A 17,264-nucleotide genomic window follows, 5' to 3' on the forward strand; every position below is an offset into this window, starting at 1 on the left:
AGTCAGGTGGCGCTTCGCTTACCTGACCTACAAAATCGTATTTCGTAGGCCGGGTAAGGCGAAGCCGCCACCCGGCAATCCAGCGCTGGGGGGTTACACCGCGCGGAAGGCGATTTCACCCGGGATCACTTCACCCTGCCAGTACAGCTGCGCCGCAACGCGCCCCGCCAGCTGGCGATACATCTCAGCGAACTCGCTGTCCGGACGGCTGACGACCGTCGGCTTCCCGCTGTCCAGATCTTCACGCAAGGAAATATGTAGCGGCATCTGCCCCAGCAGCTGGGTGTGATACTGCGCTGCCAGTTTTTCCGCCCCACCCGTACCAAAGATAGGCTCATGGTGTCCGCAGTTGCTGCAGATGTGCATGCTCATGTTCTCGACGATGCCGAGCACCGGCACTTCCACTTTCTCGAACATCACGATGCCTTTTTTGGCGTCGATCAGCGCGATATCCTGCGGCGTGGTGACCACAACGGCCCCCGTTACCGGGATGTTCTGCGCCAGCGTCAGCTGAATGTCACCGGTGCCCGGCGGCATGTCCAGCACCAGATAATCCAGATCCGGCCACATCGTTTCCTGCAGCATCTGCAGCAGCGCTTTGCTGGCCATCGGGCCGCGCCAGACCATGGCGTTATCGTCGGTCACCAGGTAACCGATGGAGTTGGTCGCCAGACCGTGCGCCACGATCGGCGCCATATGCGTGCCGTCCGGCGAGGTTGGGCGCTGATTTTCCGCACCCAGCATGTTTGGAATAGACGGACCGTAGATATCAGCATCCAGAATACCGACCTTTGCCCCTTCCGCCGCCAGCGCGAGCGCGAGGTTGACGGCGGTAGAGGATTTACCCACCCCACCCTTACCTGAACTCACGGCGATGATGTTTTTCACCCCATTGACGCCCGGCTGATTTTTCACACGTTTCAGCGTGGCGATACTGTGGCTCAGCTTCCAGTCAATCGCTTTCGCACCGGTAATGCGCAGCAGCTCGGCGCTGGTCTGCTCTTTCAGCGCGTCAAAGGCGCTGGTCCAGACGAACGGCATCTGCACTTCAACGTGCAGCGTATCGTCCAGCCACGCGACGTGGTGCAACGCTTTCAGCGTAGTGAGGTTATGTTTCAGGGTTGGATGCTGAAAGTTAGCCAGCGTCCCGGCGACCATTGCTCGTAAGGCTTCCGGTGATTTGGCCTGGGATTGAGAACTCATCCCGACTCCTTTGTTCTTGTGAATAAGACCTTAGACAAACAAGTTTACCTGAAAGGCCGTGGTTTGTGCTTACTTAATAATGCCCCTTTTGGTAATATCGAAAACCCTTTTCACAGTTAAAAGAAGTAATGCCTACTATGACTCAAGTCGCGAAAAAAATTCTGGTAACGTGCGCCCTGCCGTACGCCAACGGCTCAATCCACCTCGGCCACATGCTGGAGCATATCCAGGCTGATGTCTGGGTCCGTTACCAGCGAATGCGCGGCCACGAGGTTAACTTCATCTGTGCGGACGATGCCCACGGCACGCCGATCATGCTGAAAGCGCAGCAGCTGGGGATCTCCCCGGAGCAGATGATTGCCGAAATGAGTCAGGAGCATCAGACCGATTTTGCTGGCTTTGACATCAGCTATGACAACTATCACTCCACACACAGCGACGAAAACCGCGAGCTGTCGGAGCTGATCTACACCCGTCTGAAAGAGAACGGTTTCATCAAAAACCGCACTATCTCTCAGCTGTACGATCCGGAAAAAGGCATGTTCCTGCCGGACCGTTTCGTCAAAGGCACCTGTCCAAAATGTAAATCCCCGGATCAGTACGGCGATAACTGCGAAGTCTGCGGCGCGACCTACAGCCCGACCGAACTGATTGAGCCCAAATCCGTGGTATCCGGCGCCACACCTGTGATGCGTGATTCCGAGCACTTCTTCTTCGACCTGCCGTCCTTCAGCGAAATGCTGCAGGCGTGGACCCGCAGTGGCGCGCTGCAGGAGCAGGTGGCGAACAAGATGCAGGAGTGGTTCGAATCCGGCCTGCAGCAGTGGGATATCTCCCGCGATGCGCCGTACTTTGGCTTCGAAATCCCGAATGCGCCGGGCAAATATTTCTACGTCTGGCTGGATGCGCCAATCGGCTACATGGGCTCTTTCAAGAACCTGTGCGACAAGCGTGGCGACACTGTCAGCTTCGACGAATACTGGAAGAAAGACTCTACCGCCGAGCTGTACCACTTCATCGGCAAAGACATCGTTTACTTCCACAGCCTGTTCTGGCCGGCCATGCTGGAAGGCAGCAACTTCCGCAAGCCGACCAACCTGTTCGTACACGGCTACGTCACGGTGAACGGCGCCAAGATGTCCAAGTCCCGCGGGACGTTCATCAAGGCCAGCACCTGGCTGAACCACTTCGACGCGGACAGCCTGCGCTACTACTACACCGCGAAGCTCTCTTCCCGCATCGACGATATCGACCTGAACCTGGAAGATTTCGTGCAGCGCGTGAACGCAGACATCGTGAATAAAGTGGTCAACCTTGCGTCGCGCTGCGCTGGCTTTATAAACAAGCGTTTTGATGGAATGCTTTCGGATGAGCTTACGGCAACGGATCTATATAAAATATTCACAATTGCTCAAAGAGGTATTGCTAGTTGCTTTGAAACGCGTGAATTTGGAAAAGCTATCCGTTATGTCATGGAGCTAGCAGACCAAGCTAACCAATACATTGATGAACAAGCTCCTTGGGTAGTCGCTAAACAAGAAGGTCAAGACGCTAAGCTTCAAGAAATTTGTAGTGTAGGCATCAACCTGTTCCGCGTGCTGATGACGTACCTGAAGCCGGTTCTGCCGCAGCTGGCAGCCCGCGCTGAAGCGTTCCTGAACACCGAACTGACCTGGGATGCAATGGCGCAGCCGCTGCTCGGCCACAAGGTGAACACCTTTAAGGCGCTGTATAACCGCATCGAGATGAAGCAGGTTGAAGCGCTGGTCGAAGCCTCTAAAGAAGAGGTGAAAGCGGCTGCAGCACCGGTAACCGGACCGCTGGCGGACGATCCGATTCAGGAAAACATCACCTTTGATGATTTCGCTAAGGTCGACCTGCGCGTGGCGCTGATTGAAAACGCAGAATTCGTGGAAGGCTCTGACAAGCTGCTGCGCCTGACGCTGGATCTCGGCGGCGAGAAGCGCAACGTCTTCTCCGGCATCCGTTCTGCCTACCCGGACCCGCAGGTGCTGATCGGCCGTCAAACCGTGATGGTCGCTAACCTGGCGCCGCGCAAAATGCGCTTCGGCATTTCCGAGGGGATGGTGATGGCAGCAGGCCCTGGCGGGAAGGATATCTTCCTGTTAAGCCCAGACGAAGGCGCGAAGCCGGGCCAGCAGGTGAAATAACAAAAAAGCCGGAGATAATCTCCGGCTTTTTTTATGGTTTCGGGTGATGCACCCGATGGGTCAGCCCGCGCAGGAAATTACGCAGAAACTGGTCGCCGCACTCGCGGTAATTTTTGTGGTCCGGCGCGCGCATCATGGCAGTAATTTCCGGCATTGACACGCGGTATTTCTGCTCGGTCATGATCGCCTGGATATCGTCCGTTTTCAGCGAGAAGGCGATACGCAGCTTTTTCAGCACCGTGTTGTTGTTCACCCGACGCTCCAGCGCCAGCTCGGGCGCGGAGTCATCTTTTCCACGTTTATCGTAAATCAGCCCATTCAGAAAACCCGACAGAATGATGTCCGGGCAGCGGACGAAGCCCTCTTCGTCCTCTTTGGTCATCCAGGTATCAAAATTTGCAGACGTGGATTCCATGTCGGACAGCGCAAGAATGCGCACCATGTCGTTATTGTTTGCTTTCAGGGTGTAGCGCAGGCTACGAAGAATATCGTTACTTAGCATAGAGCCTTCGAATGTCGATGATGCAATGGCGCGCAGTGTACCAGTTTTACAGGCCAATCGCCTCTTTCAAACTTTTCAGATAGCGACGGCTGACGGGGACGGTCTGCCCGGCGCGCAGCACCAGCTCGGCCTGACCGTTATCTTCCAGACGGATCTCCTTCAGGTGCGCCATGTTCACCAGATACTGACGGTGACAGCGAATCAGCGGCGTGCGGCTCTCCAGCGTGCGCAGGGTCAGCTCGGTAAAACCTTCGTTCCCTTCCGCGCTGGTGACAAACACCCCGCTCAGGCGGCTGCTGACAAACGCCACATCATCCATTTGCAGCAGATAGATCCGGCTGTGCCCGGTGCAGGGGATAAATTTCAGCGGCTGCTGGTTCTCCGGCAGCAGCGTGACGTCCTGGACGGTTCGCTCCTGGCGTAAGCGGGTGAGCGTTTTTTCCAGCCGCTTCTCTTCAATCGGCTTGAGTAAATAATCGAACGCGTGCTCCTCAAAAGCCTTAACGGCATATTCGTCGAACGCCGTCAGAAACACGATATAGGGGCGATGCGCCGGGTCGAGCATGCCGACCATCTCCAGCCCGCTGATGCGCGGCATCTGAATGTCGAGGAACAGCACGTCCGGGCGCAGCTTGTGCACCGCACCGATGGCCTCAATGGCGTTGGCGCACTCCCCCACAATCTCAATGTCTGGCTGCTCCTGCAGCAGAACGCGCAGGTTTTCCCGTGCCAGCGGCTCGTCATCCACGATCAGCACTCTTAACATGCGTTTTCCTCCAGCGGCAGTCGAACGGTAATACGGGTAAAACGGTCAGGCTCGCAGGCGACGGAAATGCCACAGTCGTCGCCAAAATGGGCGCGCAGACGTTTATCCACCAGGCTCATCCCTAATCCGCCCGAAGCGGAAGGCTGGTACAGCCCGGCGTTATCTTCAATATCCAGCACCAGATGGTGGTTAAAACGGCTGGCGGCAATGGTTATCTCCCCTGTCCCCAGCAGCTGCGAGGTACCGTGCTTGATGGCGTTCTCCACAATAGGCTGCAGGGTAAAGGCCGGGAGATGCTGATACGCCAGTTCGTCCGGAACGGAGAGCGACACCTGCAGGCGGGACTGAAACCGCGCCTGCTCAATTTGCAGATAGGCATTCACGTGCTCAATTTCATCGGCGAGGGTCACGATCTCTGACGGGCGCTTCAGGTTTTTACGGAAAAAGGTCGACAAAAACTGCACCAGCTGCGCGGCCTGATCGCTGTCGCGGCGAATCACCGCTTTGAGCGTGTTGAGGGCATTAAACAGGAAATGCGGATTGACCTGGGCATGCAGCAGCTTAATTTCAGACTGCGTCAGCAGGGCTTTCTGCCGTTCATACTGCCCGGCCAGAATTTGCGCGGAAAGAAGCTGAGCGATCCCCTCCCCCAGCGTGCGGTTGATGGAGCTGAACAGACGGTTTTTCGCCTCATACAGCTTGATGGTGCCCATCACCCGCTGATTTTCCCCGCGCAGCGGAATGACGAGCGTGGAGCCCAGCTTGCACTGCGGATGCAGCGAGCAGCGGTAAGGCACTTCGTTACCGTCGGCATACACTACTTCGCCGGTTTCAATGGCGCGCAGCGTATAGGTCGACGAGATCGGTTTGCCCGGCAGGTGGTGATCGTCTCCGGTGCCGGTAAACGCCAGCAGCTTTTCGCGATCGGTAATGGCCACCGCACCGATATCCAGCTCTTTATAAAGTACCTGCGCGACCTTCATGCTGTTCTCTTCGTTAAACCCCTGACGCAGGATCCCTTCGGTCGAGGCGGCAACCTTCAGCGCCGTGGCGGAAAAGGCCGAGGTGTACTTCTCAAACATGGCGCGCTTGTCGAGCAGAATACGCATAAACAGCGCCGCGCCGACGGTGTTGGTCACCATCATCGGGGCGGCAATACTGCTGACCAGGTGCAGAGCATCCTCGAACGGGCGGGCAATCAGCAGAATGATCGCCATCTGCGCCATTTCAGCCACAAATGTAATGGCCCCGGCGGTAAGCGGGCTAAACACCTTGTCCGGGCGACCGCGCTTAATCATATAGCTGTGCACCAAGCCACCCAGCAGTCCTTCGACGATCGTGGAGATCATGCAGCTGAGCGCCGTCATCCCGCCCATGGAATAGCGATGCAGCCCACCGGTTAAACCGACAAGGCAACCGACGACCGGGCCGCCCAGCAGCCCGCCCATCACCGCGCCGATGGCGCGCGTATTAGCAATAGAGTCTTCGATGTGGAGGCCGAAGTAGGTCCCCATGATGCAAAAAATAGAGAAGGTGACGTAGCAGAGCAGCTTGTGCGGCAGACGTACGGTGACCTGCATCAGCGGAATGAAAAGACGCGTTTTGCTCATCAGCCAGGCAATGACCAGAAACACGCACATCTGCTGAAGCAACAGCAGCACCAGGTTAAACTCGTACATACTCAAAACCGCACACGCTAAAAAACGCGTAACATACACGGATGCGGCTGAACTTTCTTTGAAGCGCCCCAAAAAAGCGCAAAATCGTGTCCGTTATCACATCTTTTTCTGCACATCGCGCATGCTTCGCATTATTTGTTTAAAAATTAATCAACCCTTCCTGGTTCGGCAAAGTGGGTCTACAGTTAAGCTGGGGACGCGTAAGCCAGGGGGCAAATATGGCGCTTTACACAATCGGTGAAGTGGCACTCCTTTGTGATATCAATCCCGTTACCCTACGGGCGTGGCAGCGACGGTATGGATTGCTCAAACCGCAGAGGACGGACGGTGGTCATCGCCTTTTCAACGATGCCGATATCGACCGGATCCGCGAAATCAAAAGCTGGATCGACAACGGGGTGCAGGTCGGGAAAGTGAAGTCCCTGCTGAGCCACGACGACCCGGACACGCAACGCCTCTGGCGCGAGCAGCAGGAAACGCTGCTGCGGCTCCTGCAGGCGGGTAACCTGCAGCGACTGCGCGCCTGGATCAAAGAGCAGGGTCGCGATTATCCGGCGAAAACGCTTATCACCCATCTTTTCATTCCGCTCCGTCGGCGCCTGCAGTGCCAACAGTCTACCCTGCAGGCGCTGCTCAGCATGCTTGACGGGGTGCTGATCAACTATATCGCCGTCTGTCTTGCCTCGGCGAAGAATAAGGCAGGAAAAGATGCGCTGGTGGTCGGCTGGAACGTGCACGATACCACCCGTCTGTGGCTGGAAGCGTGGATCGCCACCCAAAAGGGCTGGCGCGTGGATGTCCTTGCGCACTCGCTGGGGCAGCTCAAACCCGAGTTTTTCGACGGCCAGACCCTGCTGGTCTGGTGTGGCGAAGTGCCGTCCGCCACGCAGCAACAGCTGCTGACGGAGTGGCGTGAGCATGGTTATCCGGTTTATTCCCTTGGCCCGGATGAGCCATAACGGCATTTAATGGTTCATTAACAGCTGCGCTTCACCGTATAATTGTTCCGTTAACAACAGGAGCACATGATGAAGGCAACCAAACTCGCCATTATTACCCTTTTTGTCCTGATGGCTGTAAGCGGTATCGGCGGCGTGATGCTTGCAGGATACTCGTTTATCGTTCGTGGCGGTGTCGGCTGAGGTACAGCGCCAGCCGCTCAAAAAGGCGATCGACAACGATGGCCGCCAGCGCGACCAGCACCGCCCCCTGCACAATATAAGCCGTATTAAACCCGCTTAAGCCGATGATGATCGGCGTTCCCAGCGTATTGGCACCGACCGTAGACGCAATGGTCGCCGTCCCGATGTTAATGATCACCGACGTGCGGATCCCGGCAATAATAACCGGTGCCGCAAGCGGCAGTTCTACCTTGCGCAGCCGCTGCCAGCGGCTCATCCCCATCCCTTCCGCCACGCTTAAAACAGACGCCGGGACCGCCGCAACGCCCGCCAGAGTACCCTGCAGAACGGGCAACACGCCGTACAGAATCAGCGCAATAATCGCGGGCTGCTGACCAAAACCCATCACCGGCACCGCTATCGCCAGCACCGCCACCGGCGGAAACGTCTGTCCAATGGCCGCAACCGTCTCCACCAGCGGACGAAACTCCCGGCCCGCAGGTCGCGTGACCGCGATGCCCGCCCCTACTCCCAGCACCACCGCGATGACGCTTGAGAGCGCCACCAGCCAGAGATGCGCCAGGGCAAGGTTAATAAAGCTCTCCTGCTGATAAACTGGCCGCGGTAGCCCCGGAAAAAGAGTGTTAAACAGCGCCGCGCTGTGAGGCATCAGAAACAGTAAGGCGACAAAGAGCGCTACCAGCCAGAGGAGTGGATCACGCAGTGCCTTCACGCGTCACCTCCCCGGCCAGCAGATCGCGAAAATGCAGGCTCCCGCACGGCGCACCCCGGACATCCGCCACGGGCAGGACTTCGCACCGGCGCGCGACAAACGCGGAGAGGGCATCCCGCAGGCTCATCTGCTCCTGTAGCGGTTCCCCGCCAGGCGGTGCATTCTCCCGGCGCATATAGTCTCCGACCGTCCGCAGGGAGAGCAGCCTGACGCCCAGCTCGCTGCGGCCAAAAAACTCGCGTACAAAGTCATTCTTCGGGCTGGTCAGCAGCGCAAGCGGCGCGCCCTGCTGCACCACCTCGCCGTGGTCCATCAGCACCAGATGGTCGGCCAGGCGCAGGGCTTCATCTATATCGTGCGTCACGAGGACGATGGTTCGACCAAGAATGCGGTGAATGCGGGTCATCTCCGTTTGCAGCGCCCCGCGCGTAACGGGATCCAGCGCGCCAAAGGGTTCATCCATCAGCAGCACCTGCGGGTTAGCCGCCAGCGCGCGCGCCACGCCCACGCGCTGCTGTTGCCCACCGGAGAGCTGGTGAGGATAGCGGTCGCGCAACGCGGGCTCCAGCCCCAGCAGAGACATCAGTTCATCAACGCGGTCAGCGATTTTAGCCCGCGACCATTTCTCCAGCTGCAGCACGGTGGCGATGTTCTGTGCCACCGTCCAGTGCGGAAACAGGCCGATAGACTGAATGGCATAGCCCATTCGGCGGCGCAGCTCCAGCACCGGCAGGCTGCGGATCTCTTCCCCGGCAAAGCGAATTAACCCGCTGTCATGCTCCACCAGCCGGTTGATCATCTTCAGCGTGGTGGATTTTCCCGAGCCCGAAGTGCCAATCAGCACGGAAAATGCCCCCTCGGCAAAGTTCAGGTTCAGATGGCTTGCCGCCGGGCGGCCGGCAAAGGTTTTACTCACATCATGAAATTCAATCATTGGCTCTTCTCCTGAGCAGCGCGAGCCATAAGGCAAACAGGGCGTCGACGACAACCGCCAGCGCAATGGTAGGGACTACGCCTAACAACACCAGATCGAGGGCGCTGCTCAGCAGCCCCTGGAACACCAGCGCGCCAAAGCCGCCTGCTCCAATCAGCGCGGCAATCACCGCCATGCCAACGGTCTGAACCGCCACCACACGCAGGCTGCGCAGCAGCAGGGGCAGCGCCAGCGGGAGCTGAATCTTCCAGAAACACTGTCGCGTGCTCATCCCCATCGCATGGGCGCTTTCCAGCACATCCGGCGCAACCTGGCTTAAGCCCGCGACCACGCCGCGCACCAGCGGGAGCAGCGCGTACAGTACCAGCGCAATCAGCGCGGGCGTTAACCCCGTTCCGGCGATACCCACCGCGCCCAGCGCGGGAAACGACTTCACCAGCCCGGCCAGGGGGGCAATCAGCAGGCCAAACAGCGCAACGGAGGGAATGGTCTGGATGACGTTGAGCACGGCAAAGATGCTACCCTGACGTGAGGGATGACGATAACACCACATGCCGAGCGGTATCCCGATCATCAGCGCCGGGATCAGCGTGCCGAAAAGGATCGTCAGATGTTGCGCCAGGGCATCATCAAACACCTCCTGACGGTTGGCGTACTCTTTTAACAGCGAGAGGTTGTTCAGTTCACCACTGAACAATAACAGCAGCGGAATAGACCATATCTGCGCATTAAGCACCCAGCGCCAGACAGAACTGGCGATGAGACGACGAATCGCATCGCTGCTGGCCAGTAAACACAAAGCCAGCCAGAGCCACAGGCCGCTGCCTGGCGTGGTTCTCGCCAGCGGACTTTCCGCCGAGGCCATATGCGTTGCCGCCAGCCCCGCGCTCCAGAACAGCGCGATAAAGAGACCTTCCGAGAGCAGCAGCGTCAGCCACTGCGCCGTTCGCCCTTGCCAGAGCGACAGTGCAACCCACGCGGCCAGCGCAGCCGCCAGCCACCACGGCGTGAACAACCATACGTCCCAGAGAGCACGCCCTTCCCCTGACATCAGGCGGTTAGGCGCGACGTTCACAAACGGTAACGCAACCGCCGCGATGGCCACGCAGGCCAACAGCAGCAGTACGCGGTTATGACATTTTATTGGCACAGCCCTTTCCCGTTACTTCACAAGCCCTTGTTGTTTCAGGAAGTCGGCGGCCACTTTTTTGGCATCCAGTCCCTCGACGGCAATGCTGGCATTCAGCTGTTGCAGCGTTTTTTCATCCAGCTTTTCGAAGACCGGTTTGAGCCATTCAGCAATATCCGGGTAGGCTTTCAGCACCGCCTCACGCACAACCGGGGTAGGAGCGTAAATCGGCTGAACGCCTTTTGGATCGGTCAGGGTTTGCAGGCCCAGCGCCGCGACCGGGCCGTCGGTGCCGTAGGCCATCGCCGCGTTAACGCCGGAGGTTTGCTGTGCCGCCGCCTTAATGGTTACCGCCGTATCTCCGCCCGCCAGCGAGAGCAGTTGCGCCTGGTCGAGCTTGAAGTCGTACGCTTTTTCGAATGCAGGGAGCGCGTCGGGACGCTCGATAAACTCCGCGGACGCCGCGAGCTTGAAGTCGCCCTTCTCTTTCAGGTAGCGGCTGAGATCCGCAAGCGAGGTGAGCTTCCCTTTCTCCGCCACGTCCTTACGCACGGCGATAGTCCAGGTATTGTTGGCCGGGGCCGGGGTCAGCCAGACCAGCTTGTTCTGTTCCGCGTCGAGTTTTTTGACTTTTTCATAGCCAGCTTTGGCGTTTTTCCATGCTGGATCGTTCTCTTCTTTAAAGAAGAACGCGCCGTTGCCGGTATATTCAGGATAGATATCCAGCTCGCCGGAGGTAATCGCGCCGCGCACGACGGGCGTGGTGCCCAGTTGAACTTTATTGACGGTTTTCACGCCGTGGCTTTCCAGCACCTGGAGAATAATATTCCCGAGCAGCGCGCCCTCGGTATCGATCTTTGAGCCCACTTTTACCGGCTCCGCCGCCTGTAACGGCAGGCTTAGCGCCGCGAGTAGCGCCGCAGAAACTACCATCCCCGATTTAATCGTCATTCCACTATCCTCATTTTTTTGCTGCCTTTTTCAGAGGCTTGAGAGAAAAGCGTAGCTTAAAACGGCGGATTTACCCGGCAAAATGCCTTTTTAGCATAAGGTAAGAGGCATCCCCCGATGGACGGGGGATGCAAAGGAGGGAAAGGTTACAGCAGCTCGAACTCGCCTTTATTTACGCGGGCGGAATCCACCCCGATAAAGACGTTAAACTTGCCCGGTTCCGCATCATATTTCATCTGCTGGTTCCAGAACTTCAGGGCATCCACGTCAATCGGGAAGCTGATGGTTTTGGTTTCGCCAGGCTTGAGATTGACCTTCTCAAAGCCGCGCAGCTGCTTCACAGGACGGCTCATCGAGGCGGTGACATCCTGCACGTACATCTGAATCACCGTTGCCCCTTCACGCTTGCCGGTGTTGGTCACCTCGACGCTTGCGGTGACCTTGCCGTCACGCTTCAGGCTCGGCGCCGACATTTTGACGTCAGAGACCTTGAAGGTGGTGTAGCTCAGGCCATAACCAAACGGGTAGAGCGGGCCGTTAGCTTCGTCAAAGTAACGAGACGTGTATTTGTTCGGCTTGTCGGCGTTGTACGGGCGGCCGGTGTTCAGGTGGCTGTAGTAAACCGGGATCTGCCCGACGGAGCGCGGGAAGGACATCGGCAGCTTGCCCGACGGGTTGTAATCGCCAAACAATACGTCGGCGATGGCGTTACCGCCTTCGGTGCCGGCGAACCAGGTTTCCAGAATGGCGTCAGCCTGCTGGTCCTCTTTCACCAGCGCCAGCGGACGACCGTTCATCAGCACCAGCACAAGCGGCTTGCCGGTCGCTTTCAGGGCGGCGATCAGATCGCGCTGGCTCTGCGGGATGGTGATGTCAGTACGGCTGGAGGCTTCGTGCGCCATACCCTGCGCTTCCCCCACGACCGCGACAACGACGTCAGACTGCTTCGCCGCATTGACCGCTTCGTCGATCATCTCCTTCGGCGTACGCGGATCGACCTTCACCGCTTCCTCGTACTGGTTGAGGAAGGTGACGATGTCTTTATCGTCGGTGACGTTCGCCCCTTTGGCGTACACCACTTTGGCGTTTTCACCGACGGCGCTCTTGATGCCGGTCAGGACGGTAACGGACTGATCGGCCACGCCCGCAGCAGACCAGCTCCCCATCACGTCACGCTTGCTGTCGGCCAGCGGGCCGACCACAGCAATGGTGCCGGATTTTTTCAGCGGCAGCGTGTCGAGGCGGTTCTTCAGCAGCACCAGGCTTTCGCGCGCCACATCGCGCGCTTCTTTACGGTGCAGGCGGCTTTCGGCATTGGTGTCCGCCGGGTCAGAATCTTTCGGCCCCAGGTGGCTGTACGGATCGTTAAACAGCCCCATGTCATATTTCACGTTCAGCACGTGGCGCGCGGCATCGTCCAGCTCCGCCATCGTTACCTTGCCGCTCTTCACCAGCCCCGGCAGGTATTTGCTGTAGTACTCGTCGCTCATGCTCATGTTGATGCCGGACTTGAGCGCCACGCGCACGGCGTCTTCCGGATCGGACGCCGTGCCGTGCTTGATCAGCTCTTTAATCGCGCCGTGGTCGGAAACGGTGATGCCCTTAAAGCCCCACTGGTCGCGCAGCACGTCTTTCAGCAGCCAGGAATCGGAGGTCGCAGGCGTGCCGTTCAGCGAGTTCAGCGCCACCATCACCGCGCCGCTGCCCGCATCCAGCCCTGCCTTGTACGGCGGCATGTAGTCGTTAAACAGGCGCTGTGGGCTCATGTCGACGGTGTTGTACTCTTTACCGCCTTCCACGGCGCCGTAGGCCGCGAAGTGTTTAACGCTGGTCATCACCGAGTAGCGGTCCGCCGGGCTCTTGCCCTGCATCGCTTCCACCATGGTTTTGCCCATCGTGGCCGTTAAATAGGTGTCTTCACCGAAGCCTTCCGAGGCGCGGCCCCAGCGCGGATCGCGCGAGACGTCCACCATCGGTGCCCAGGTCATGTTCAGGCCGTCGTCCGCCGCTTCATAGGCCGACACGCGCCCGACGGTTTTCACCGCGTCGAGGTTAAACGAGGAGGCTAAGCCGAGGCTGATCGGGAAGACGGTGCGTTGGCCGTGCACCACGTCATAGGCGAAGAACAGCGGGATTTTCAGCCGGCTGAGCTGCATCACCTGATCCTGCATGGCGCGGATATCCTGGCGGGTGACGGTGTTAAAAATCGCGCCCACCTGGTTCTCTTTGATCATCTCGCGGATGGCCTCTTTCGGGTTATCCGGGCCAACGCTGATCAGACGCAGCTGGCCGATTTTTTCATCGACCGTCATCTTCTTAAGCAACTCCGTGACAAACGCGTCGCGGGCTTCAGGCGTGAGCGGGTGATTACCAAACAAATCCTCTGCCAGCGCAGGTTGCAGCGCCAGGCTGACGGCGACACCTACAGAACATAGCCATTTCATGTTGTTATTCTCTCTCATCAATAACCGTGGGAAGCACCCGGCCAGACCGTGCGAAAAGCGCAGTGTGCCATAAACCCTCTGAACGTTGCAGGGTTATTCTCTGATTTTTCTCGTGAATACTCGACCGCTGAACAGTTAATCGCGCTATGCTTTACAGCGAGAAATTTGCCCCACCACAAGGAGTGGAAGATGACTTCTGTTCGAACTGACGATAACAAAACATTTTTTAACGAACTGTCGCGCCTGGTTGGCTCCTCTCACCTGCTTACCGACCCGGCCAAAACCGCCCGCTACCGTAAGGGTTTCCGCTCCGGCCAGGGCGACGCGCTGGCGGTGGTCTTCCCCGGCACGCTGCTGGAGCTGTGGCGCGTGCTGAGCGCCTGCGTTGCGGCGGACAAGATTATTTTAATGCAGGCGGCCAACACCGGCTTGACCGAAGGTTCCACGCCGAACGGCAACGATTACGATCGCGATATCGTGATTATCAGCACCCTGCGCCTCGACAAGCTGCACCTGCTGGACAAAGGCGAGCAGGTGCTCGCGTTCCCGGGCACCACGCTCTACTCGCTGGAAAAAGCACTTAAGCCGCTGGGCCGCGAGCCGCACTCGGTGATCGGCTCCTCCTGCATTGGCGCCTCGGTGGTCGGTGGGATTTGCAATAACTCCGGCGGTTCGCTGGTCCAGCGCGGCCCGGCCTACACCGAAATGTCACTTTTTGCCCGCATTGATGAAAACGGCAAGCTGACGCTGGTGAACCACCTGGGCATCGATCTGGGCGTAACGCCGGAACAGATCCTCAGCAAGCTCGACGACGACCGCGTGAGGGACGAAGACGTGCAGCACGATGGTCGCCACGCGCACGACCATGATTACATCACCCGCGTACGCGATATCGAGGCCGATACCCCGGCGCGCTACAACGCCGATCCGGATCGCCTGTTTGAATCGTCCGGCTGCGCGGGCAAGCTGGCGGTTTTTGCGGTGCGTCTCGACACCTTCCCGGCAGAGAAAAAGCAGCAGGTATTTTACATCGGCACCAATCAGCCTGAGGTCCTGACCAAAATTCGTCGCCATATTCTGGGCGAATTCACCCACCTGCCGGTGGCGGGCGAGTACATGCATCGGGATATTTACGACATCGCGGAGCGCTACGGGAAAGACACCTTCCTGATGATCGATAAGCTTGGCACCGACAAAATGCCGTTCTTCTTCACCATGAAGGGACGCACCGACGCGATGCTGGAGAAAGTGCCGCTGTTCAAGCCCCACTTTACCGACCGCTTTATGCAGAAGCTGGGCAACGTGTTCCCTGCGCATCTGCCGGAGCGAATGAAAACCTGGCGTGATAAGTACGAACATCACCTGCTGCTGAAAATGGCCGGGGACGGGATCGCCGAAGCGCAGAGCTGGCTGACCGAGTTCTTCAGGACGGCTGAGGGTGATTTCTTTGCCTGCACGCCGGAAGAAGGCAGCAAAGCCTTCCTGCACCGCTTCGCCGCGGCGGGTGCCGCTATCCGTTACCAGGCGGTACATTCCGAAGAGGTGGAAGATATTCTGGCGCTGGATATCGCCCTGCGACGCAACGACACCGAATGGTTTGAGCATCTGCCGCCGGAAATCGACAGCAAGCTGGTGCATAAGCTCTATTACGGCCACTTTATGTGCTACGTCTTCCATCAGGACTACATCGTCAAAAAAGGGGTAGATGCTCACGAACTGAAGGAGCAGATGCTCGCCCTGCTGCGCGAGCGTGGCGCACAATATCCTGCGGAACACAACGTCGGGCATCTTTATAAGGCCCCTGACGCCCTTAAGCAGTTTTATCGCGAGAATGACCCTACAAACAGCATGAACCCCGGGATCGGGAAAACAACGCGGAAGAAATACTGGAAAGAGAGTGCAGACGCGGAGCAGCGCATAACGCAAGCGTCTGATTAAACCCTACAGCCAAATTTGAGAGATTGTTTCGCGCGCCTTAATCGTAATAGAGTAGCGGTCTGTCGCCGGAGAAATGTTTCTCCGGCATTCTATAACGAGGAGCAGGCGCATCATGTCGGCTGTTGATGTTTTATCCGAAACCGAACTGGAAGTGCGCGACGCCCTTCCTGATGATGTGCATGCCATCGCCGCCATCTATGCCTGGCATGTGCTTCACGGACGCGCGTCATTCGAAGAAGTCCCCCCCACCATCGACGAAATGCGTCAGCGCATGAAAAGCGTGGCCGAGAACGGTTTACCGTGGCTAATCGCGCTCTATCGCGGCATCGTGGTGGGCTATTGTTACGCCACCCCTTACCGACCGCGTCAGGCCTATCGCTATACCCTGGAAGAGTCGATTTACGTGGATGCCAGCATCACCGGACGCGGTTTTGGCACCGCATTAATGAACGCGCTGATCGCGCGCTGCGAGCAGGGCCCGTGGCGGCAGATGATTGCCGTTGTGGGAGATGGCAATAATAATTCCGGCTCGTTACGGCTGCATAAAAAACACGGCTTTGAGATTGTCGGTCAGCTTCGCAGCGTGGGGTATAAGAAAGGCGACTGGCGGGATACGGTGATAATGCAGCGCCCGCTCAACGACGGTGACTGGACGCTGCCGGAATAAACGCAGTGCGGTCTGGTGCCCTCACCCCGGCCCTCTCCCACAGGGAGAGGGAGAAAACATAAAAAACGGTAACGCATGTTACCGTTTTGCTTTTACCTAATCGTTTTGCGCCGTCGCCATCTGCTCCGCTTTCTGCTTTTTATAGGTCAATGCCGCAGCCGGAACGGGCTGCACTTTCCCGGTCTCAATCCAGGTCCGCAGGCGGCTCGCATCCGCGAAGTGGGTATATTTCCCGAAGGCATCCATCACCACCAGCGCCACCGGCTTACCGTTAAACACGGTGCGCATCACCAGGCAGTGGCCTGCCGCATTAGTAAACCCGGTTTTGGTTAACTGAATATTCCAGTTCTCGCGGTACACCAGATGGTTCGTGTTGCGAAACGGCAGCGTGTAAGACGGATTCGAGAATGTCGCCATGTCCTCACGCGTGGTGCTGAGCTGGCCGAGCAGCGGGTACTGCTTGCTGGCAATCAGCAGTTTCGTCAGATCGCGGGCCGTCGAGACGTTGTTAATCGACAGCCCCGTCGGTTCAACAAAATGAGTATTGCTCATCCCCAGCGCTTTGGCTTTGGCGTTCATCGCGCGGATAAAAGCATCGTAACCGCCAGGATAGTGGTGCGCCAGACTTGCCGCCGCACGGTTTTCGGACGACATCAGCGCCAGCAGCAGCATATTTTTACGGCTAATTTCACTGTTCAGGCGCACGCGAGAGTAGATCCCTTTCATCTCCGGCGTGTGGCTGATATCCACTTTCAGCTTTTCGTCCAGCGGCAGGCGAGCATCAAGCACCACCATCGCGGTCATTAATTTGGTTATTGAGGCGATCGGGCGCACCAGGTCCGGGTGGCTGGCGTAAATCACCTTATTGGTGTTGAGATCAACAATCATCGCGCTGCCGGACGCAATTTGCGGCTGGGCAGCAGCGGTGGTCACCGCGGGCGTTTTGGCGACGGCTGGCACGGCAGCGGACGCGCCCAGCAGCAGCGCCAGGCTAAGTAAGGAGACACGAAATTTCAGCATGGTGAG

15 protein-coding genes are annotated in these 17,264 nt (G+C 58.0%); 5 read left to right on the forward strand and 10 right to left on the reverse strand.

Features of this window, described 5'->3' with window-relative positions:
- Positions 1-93: 93 nt before the first annotated feature.
- On the reverse strand, positions 94-1,203 hold the full coding sequence (gene apbC / locus IM313_RS21860) for an iron-sulfur cluster carrier protein ApbC (protein WP_028013834.1): 1,110 nt from the start codon (positions 1,201-1,203) through the stop codon (positions 94-96).
- A gap of 137 nt (positions 1,204-1,340) precedes the next feature.
- On the opposite strand from apbC, the gene metG reads away from it, so the two are divergent.
- Positions 1,341-3,374 carry a methionine--tRNA ligase gene (gene metG, locus IM313_RS21865; protein WP_192971291.1) on the forward strand — a complete coding sequence of 678 codons (2,034 nt, stop codon included), beginning with the start codon at positions 1,341-1,343 and terminating at the stop codon, positions 3,372-3,374.
- A gap of 31 nt (positions 3,375-3,405) precedes the next feature.
- On the opposite strand, the gene IM313_RS21870 is transcribed toward metG, so the two are convergent.
- From IM313_RS21870 to IM313_RS21880, 3 genes are read right to left on the reverse strand one after another with little or no spacing between them, the layout of a single operon-like run.
- The gene (locus IM313_RS21870; RefSeq protein WP_045259745.1) at positions 3,406-3,876 is read right to left on the reverse strand and encodes a DUF1456 family protein; all 471 of its coding nucleotides are present in this window, start codon (positions 3,874-3,876) and stop codon (positions 3,406-3,408) included.
- Between the two features lie 46 nt (positions 3,877-3,922).
- The gene (btsR, locus tag IM313_RS21875) at positions 3,923-4,642 is read right to left on the reverse strand and encodes a two-component system response regulator BtsR (protein WP_023312443.1); all 720 of its coding nucleotides are present in this window, start codon (positions 4,640-4,642) and stop codon (positions 3,923-3,925) included.
- Entirely contained in the window at positions 4,636-6,321 is a 1,686-nt protein-coding gene (locus tag IM313_RS21880) for a sensor histidine kinase (protein WP_192971290.1), read from the reverse strand. Before IM313_RS21880 ends, btsR begins: the two co-directional genes overlap by 7 nt.
- Before the next feature lie 218 nt (positions 6,322-6,539).
- On the opposite strand from IM313_RS21880, the gene mlrA reads away from it, so the two are divergent.
- The gene (gene mlrA, locus IM313_RS21885; RefSeq protein WP_028013838.1) at positions 6,540-7,280 is read left to right on the forward strand and encodes an HTH-type transcriptional regulator MlrA; all 741 of its coding nucleotides are present in this window, start codon (positions 6,540-6,542) and stop codon (positions 7,278-7,280) included.
- 69 nt (positions 7,281-7,349) lie between these two features.
- Positions 7,350-7,463 carry a protein YohO gene (locus tag IM313_RS21890; protein ID WP_008500895.1) on the forward strand — a complete coding sequence of 38 codons (114 nt, stop codon included), beginning with the start codon at positions 7,350-7,352 and terminating at the stop codon, positions 7,461-7,463.
- Here IM313_RS21890 and IM313_RS21895 read toward each other — a convergent pair.
- The 5 genes from IM313_RS21895 to bglX all read right to left on the reverse strand — a co-directional run bounded on the left by IM313_RS21895 (position 7,438) and on the right by bglX (position 13,633).
- Positions 7,438-8,175, reverse strand: coding sequence for an ABC transporter permease (locus IM313_RS21895; RefSeq protein ID WP_048957519.1), 738 nt, complete (start codon positions 8,173-8,175; stop codon positions 7,438-7,440). The two genes, IM313_RS21890 and IM313_RS21895, sit on opposite strands and share 26 nt — an antisense overlap.
- Positions 8,159-9,109, reverse strand: a complete 951-nt coding sequence (locus IM313_RS21900; RefSeq protein WP_048957518.1) for an ABC transporter ATP-binding protein — start codon at positions 9,107-9,109, stop codon at positions 8,159-8,161. The genes IM313_RS21895 and IM313_RS21900 overlap by 17 nt, the downstream gene beginning before the upstream one ends.
- Positions 9,102-10,259: an ABC transporter permease gene (locus IM313_RS21905; RefSeq protein ID WP_192971289.1), complete on the reverse strand. Its 1,158-nt coding sequence runs from the start codon at positions 10,257-10,259 to the stop codon at positions 9,102-9,104. The genes IM313_RS21900 and IM313_RS21905 overlap by 8 nt, the downstream gene beginning before the upstream one ends.
- A gap of 12 nt (positions 10,260-10,271) precedes the next feature.
- Positions 10,272-11,189 (reverse strand): ABC transporter substrate-binding protein, encoded by a 918-nt coding sequence (locus IM313_RS21910; RefSeq protein WP_041909045.1) that lies wholly within the window; start codon positions 11,187-11,189, stop codon positions 10,272-10,274.
- A gap of 146 nt (positions 11,190-11,335) precedes the next feature.
- Positions 11,336-13,633, reverse strand: coding sequence for a beta-glucosidase BglX (gene bglX / locus IM313_RS21915; RefSeq protein WP_192971288.1), 2,298 nt, complete (start codon positions 13,631-13,633; stop codon positions 11,336-11,338).
- Between the two features lie 189 nt (positions 13,634-13,822).
- Between bglX and dld the strand changes: the two genes are divergently transcribed.
- Both dld and IM313_RS21925 read left to right on the forward strand, forming a co-directional pair.
- On the forward strand, positions 13,823-15,571 hold the full coding sequence (gene dld, locus IM313_RS21920) for a D-lactate dehydrogenase (RefSeq protein ID WP_192971287.1): 1,749 nt from the start codon (positions 13,823-13,825) through the stop codon (positions 15,569-15,571).
- A 112-nt stretch (positions 15,572-15,683) separates the two neighbouring features.
- A complete protein-coding gene (locus IM313_RS21925) occupies positions 15,684-16,238 on the forward strand; it encodes a GNAT family N-acetyltransferase (RefSeq protein ID WP_028013845.1) in 555 nt (184 codons plus the stop codon).
- Between the two features lie 96 nt (positions 16,239-16,334).
- Here the strand turns inward: IM313_RS21925 and pbpG are convergent, their stop codons facing one another.
- On the reverse strand, positions 16,335-17,258 hold the full coding sequence (gene pbpG / locus IM313_RS21930) for a D-alanyl-D-alanine endopeptidase (protein ID WP_028013846.1): 924 nt from the start codon (positions 17,256-17,258) through the stop codon (positions 16,335-16,337).
- Between the last annotated feature and the right edge of the window lie 6 nt (positions 17,259-17,264).

The sequence above is a fragment of the Enterobacter cloacae complex sp. P2B genome (assembly GCF_014895985.1).
Lineage (GTDB): Bacteria > Pseudomonadota > Gammaproteobacteria > Enterobacterales > Enterobacteriaceae > Enterobacter > Enterobacter bugandensis.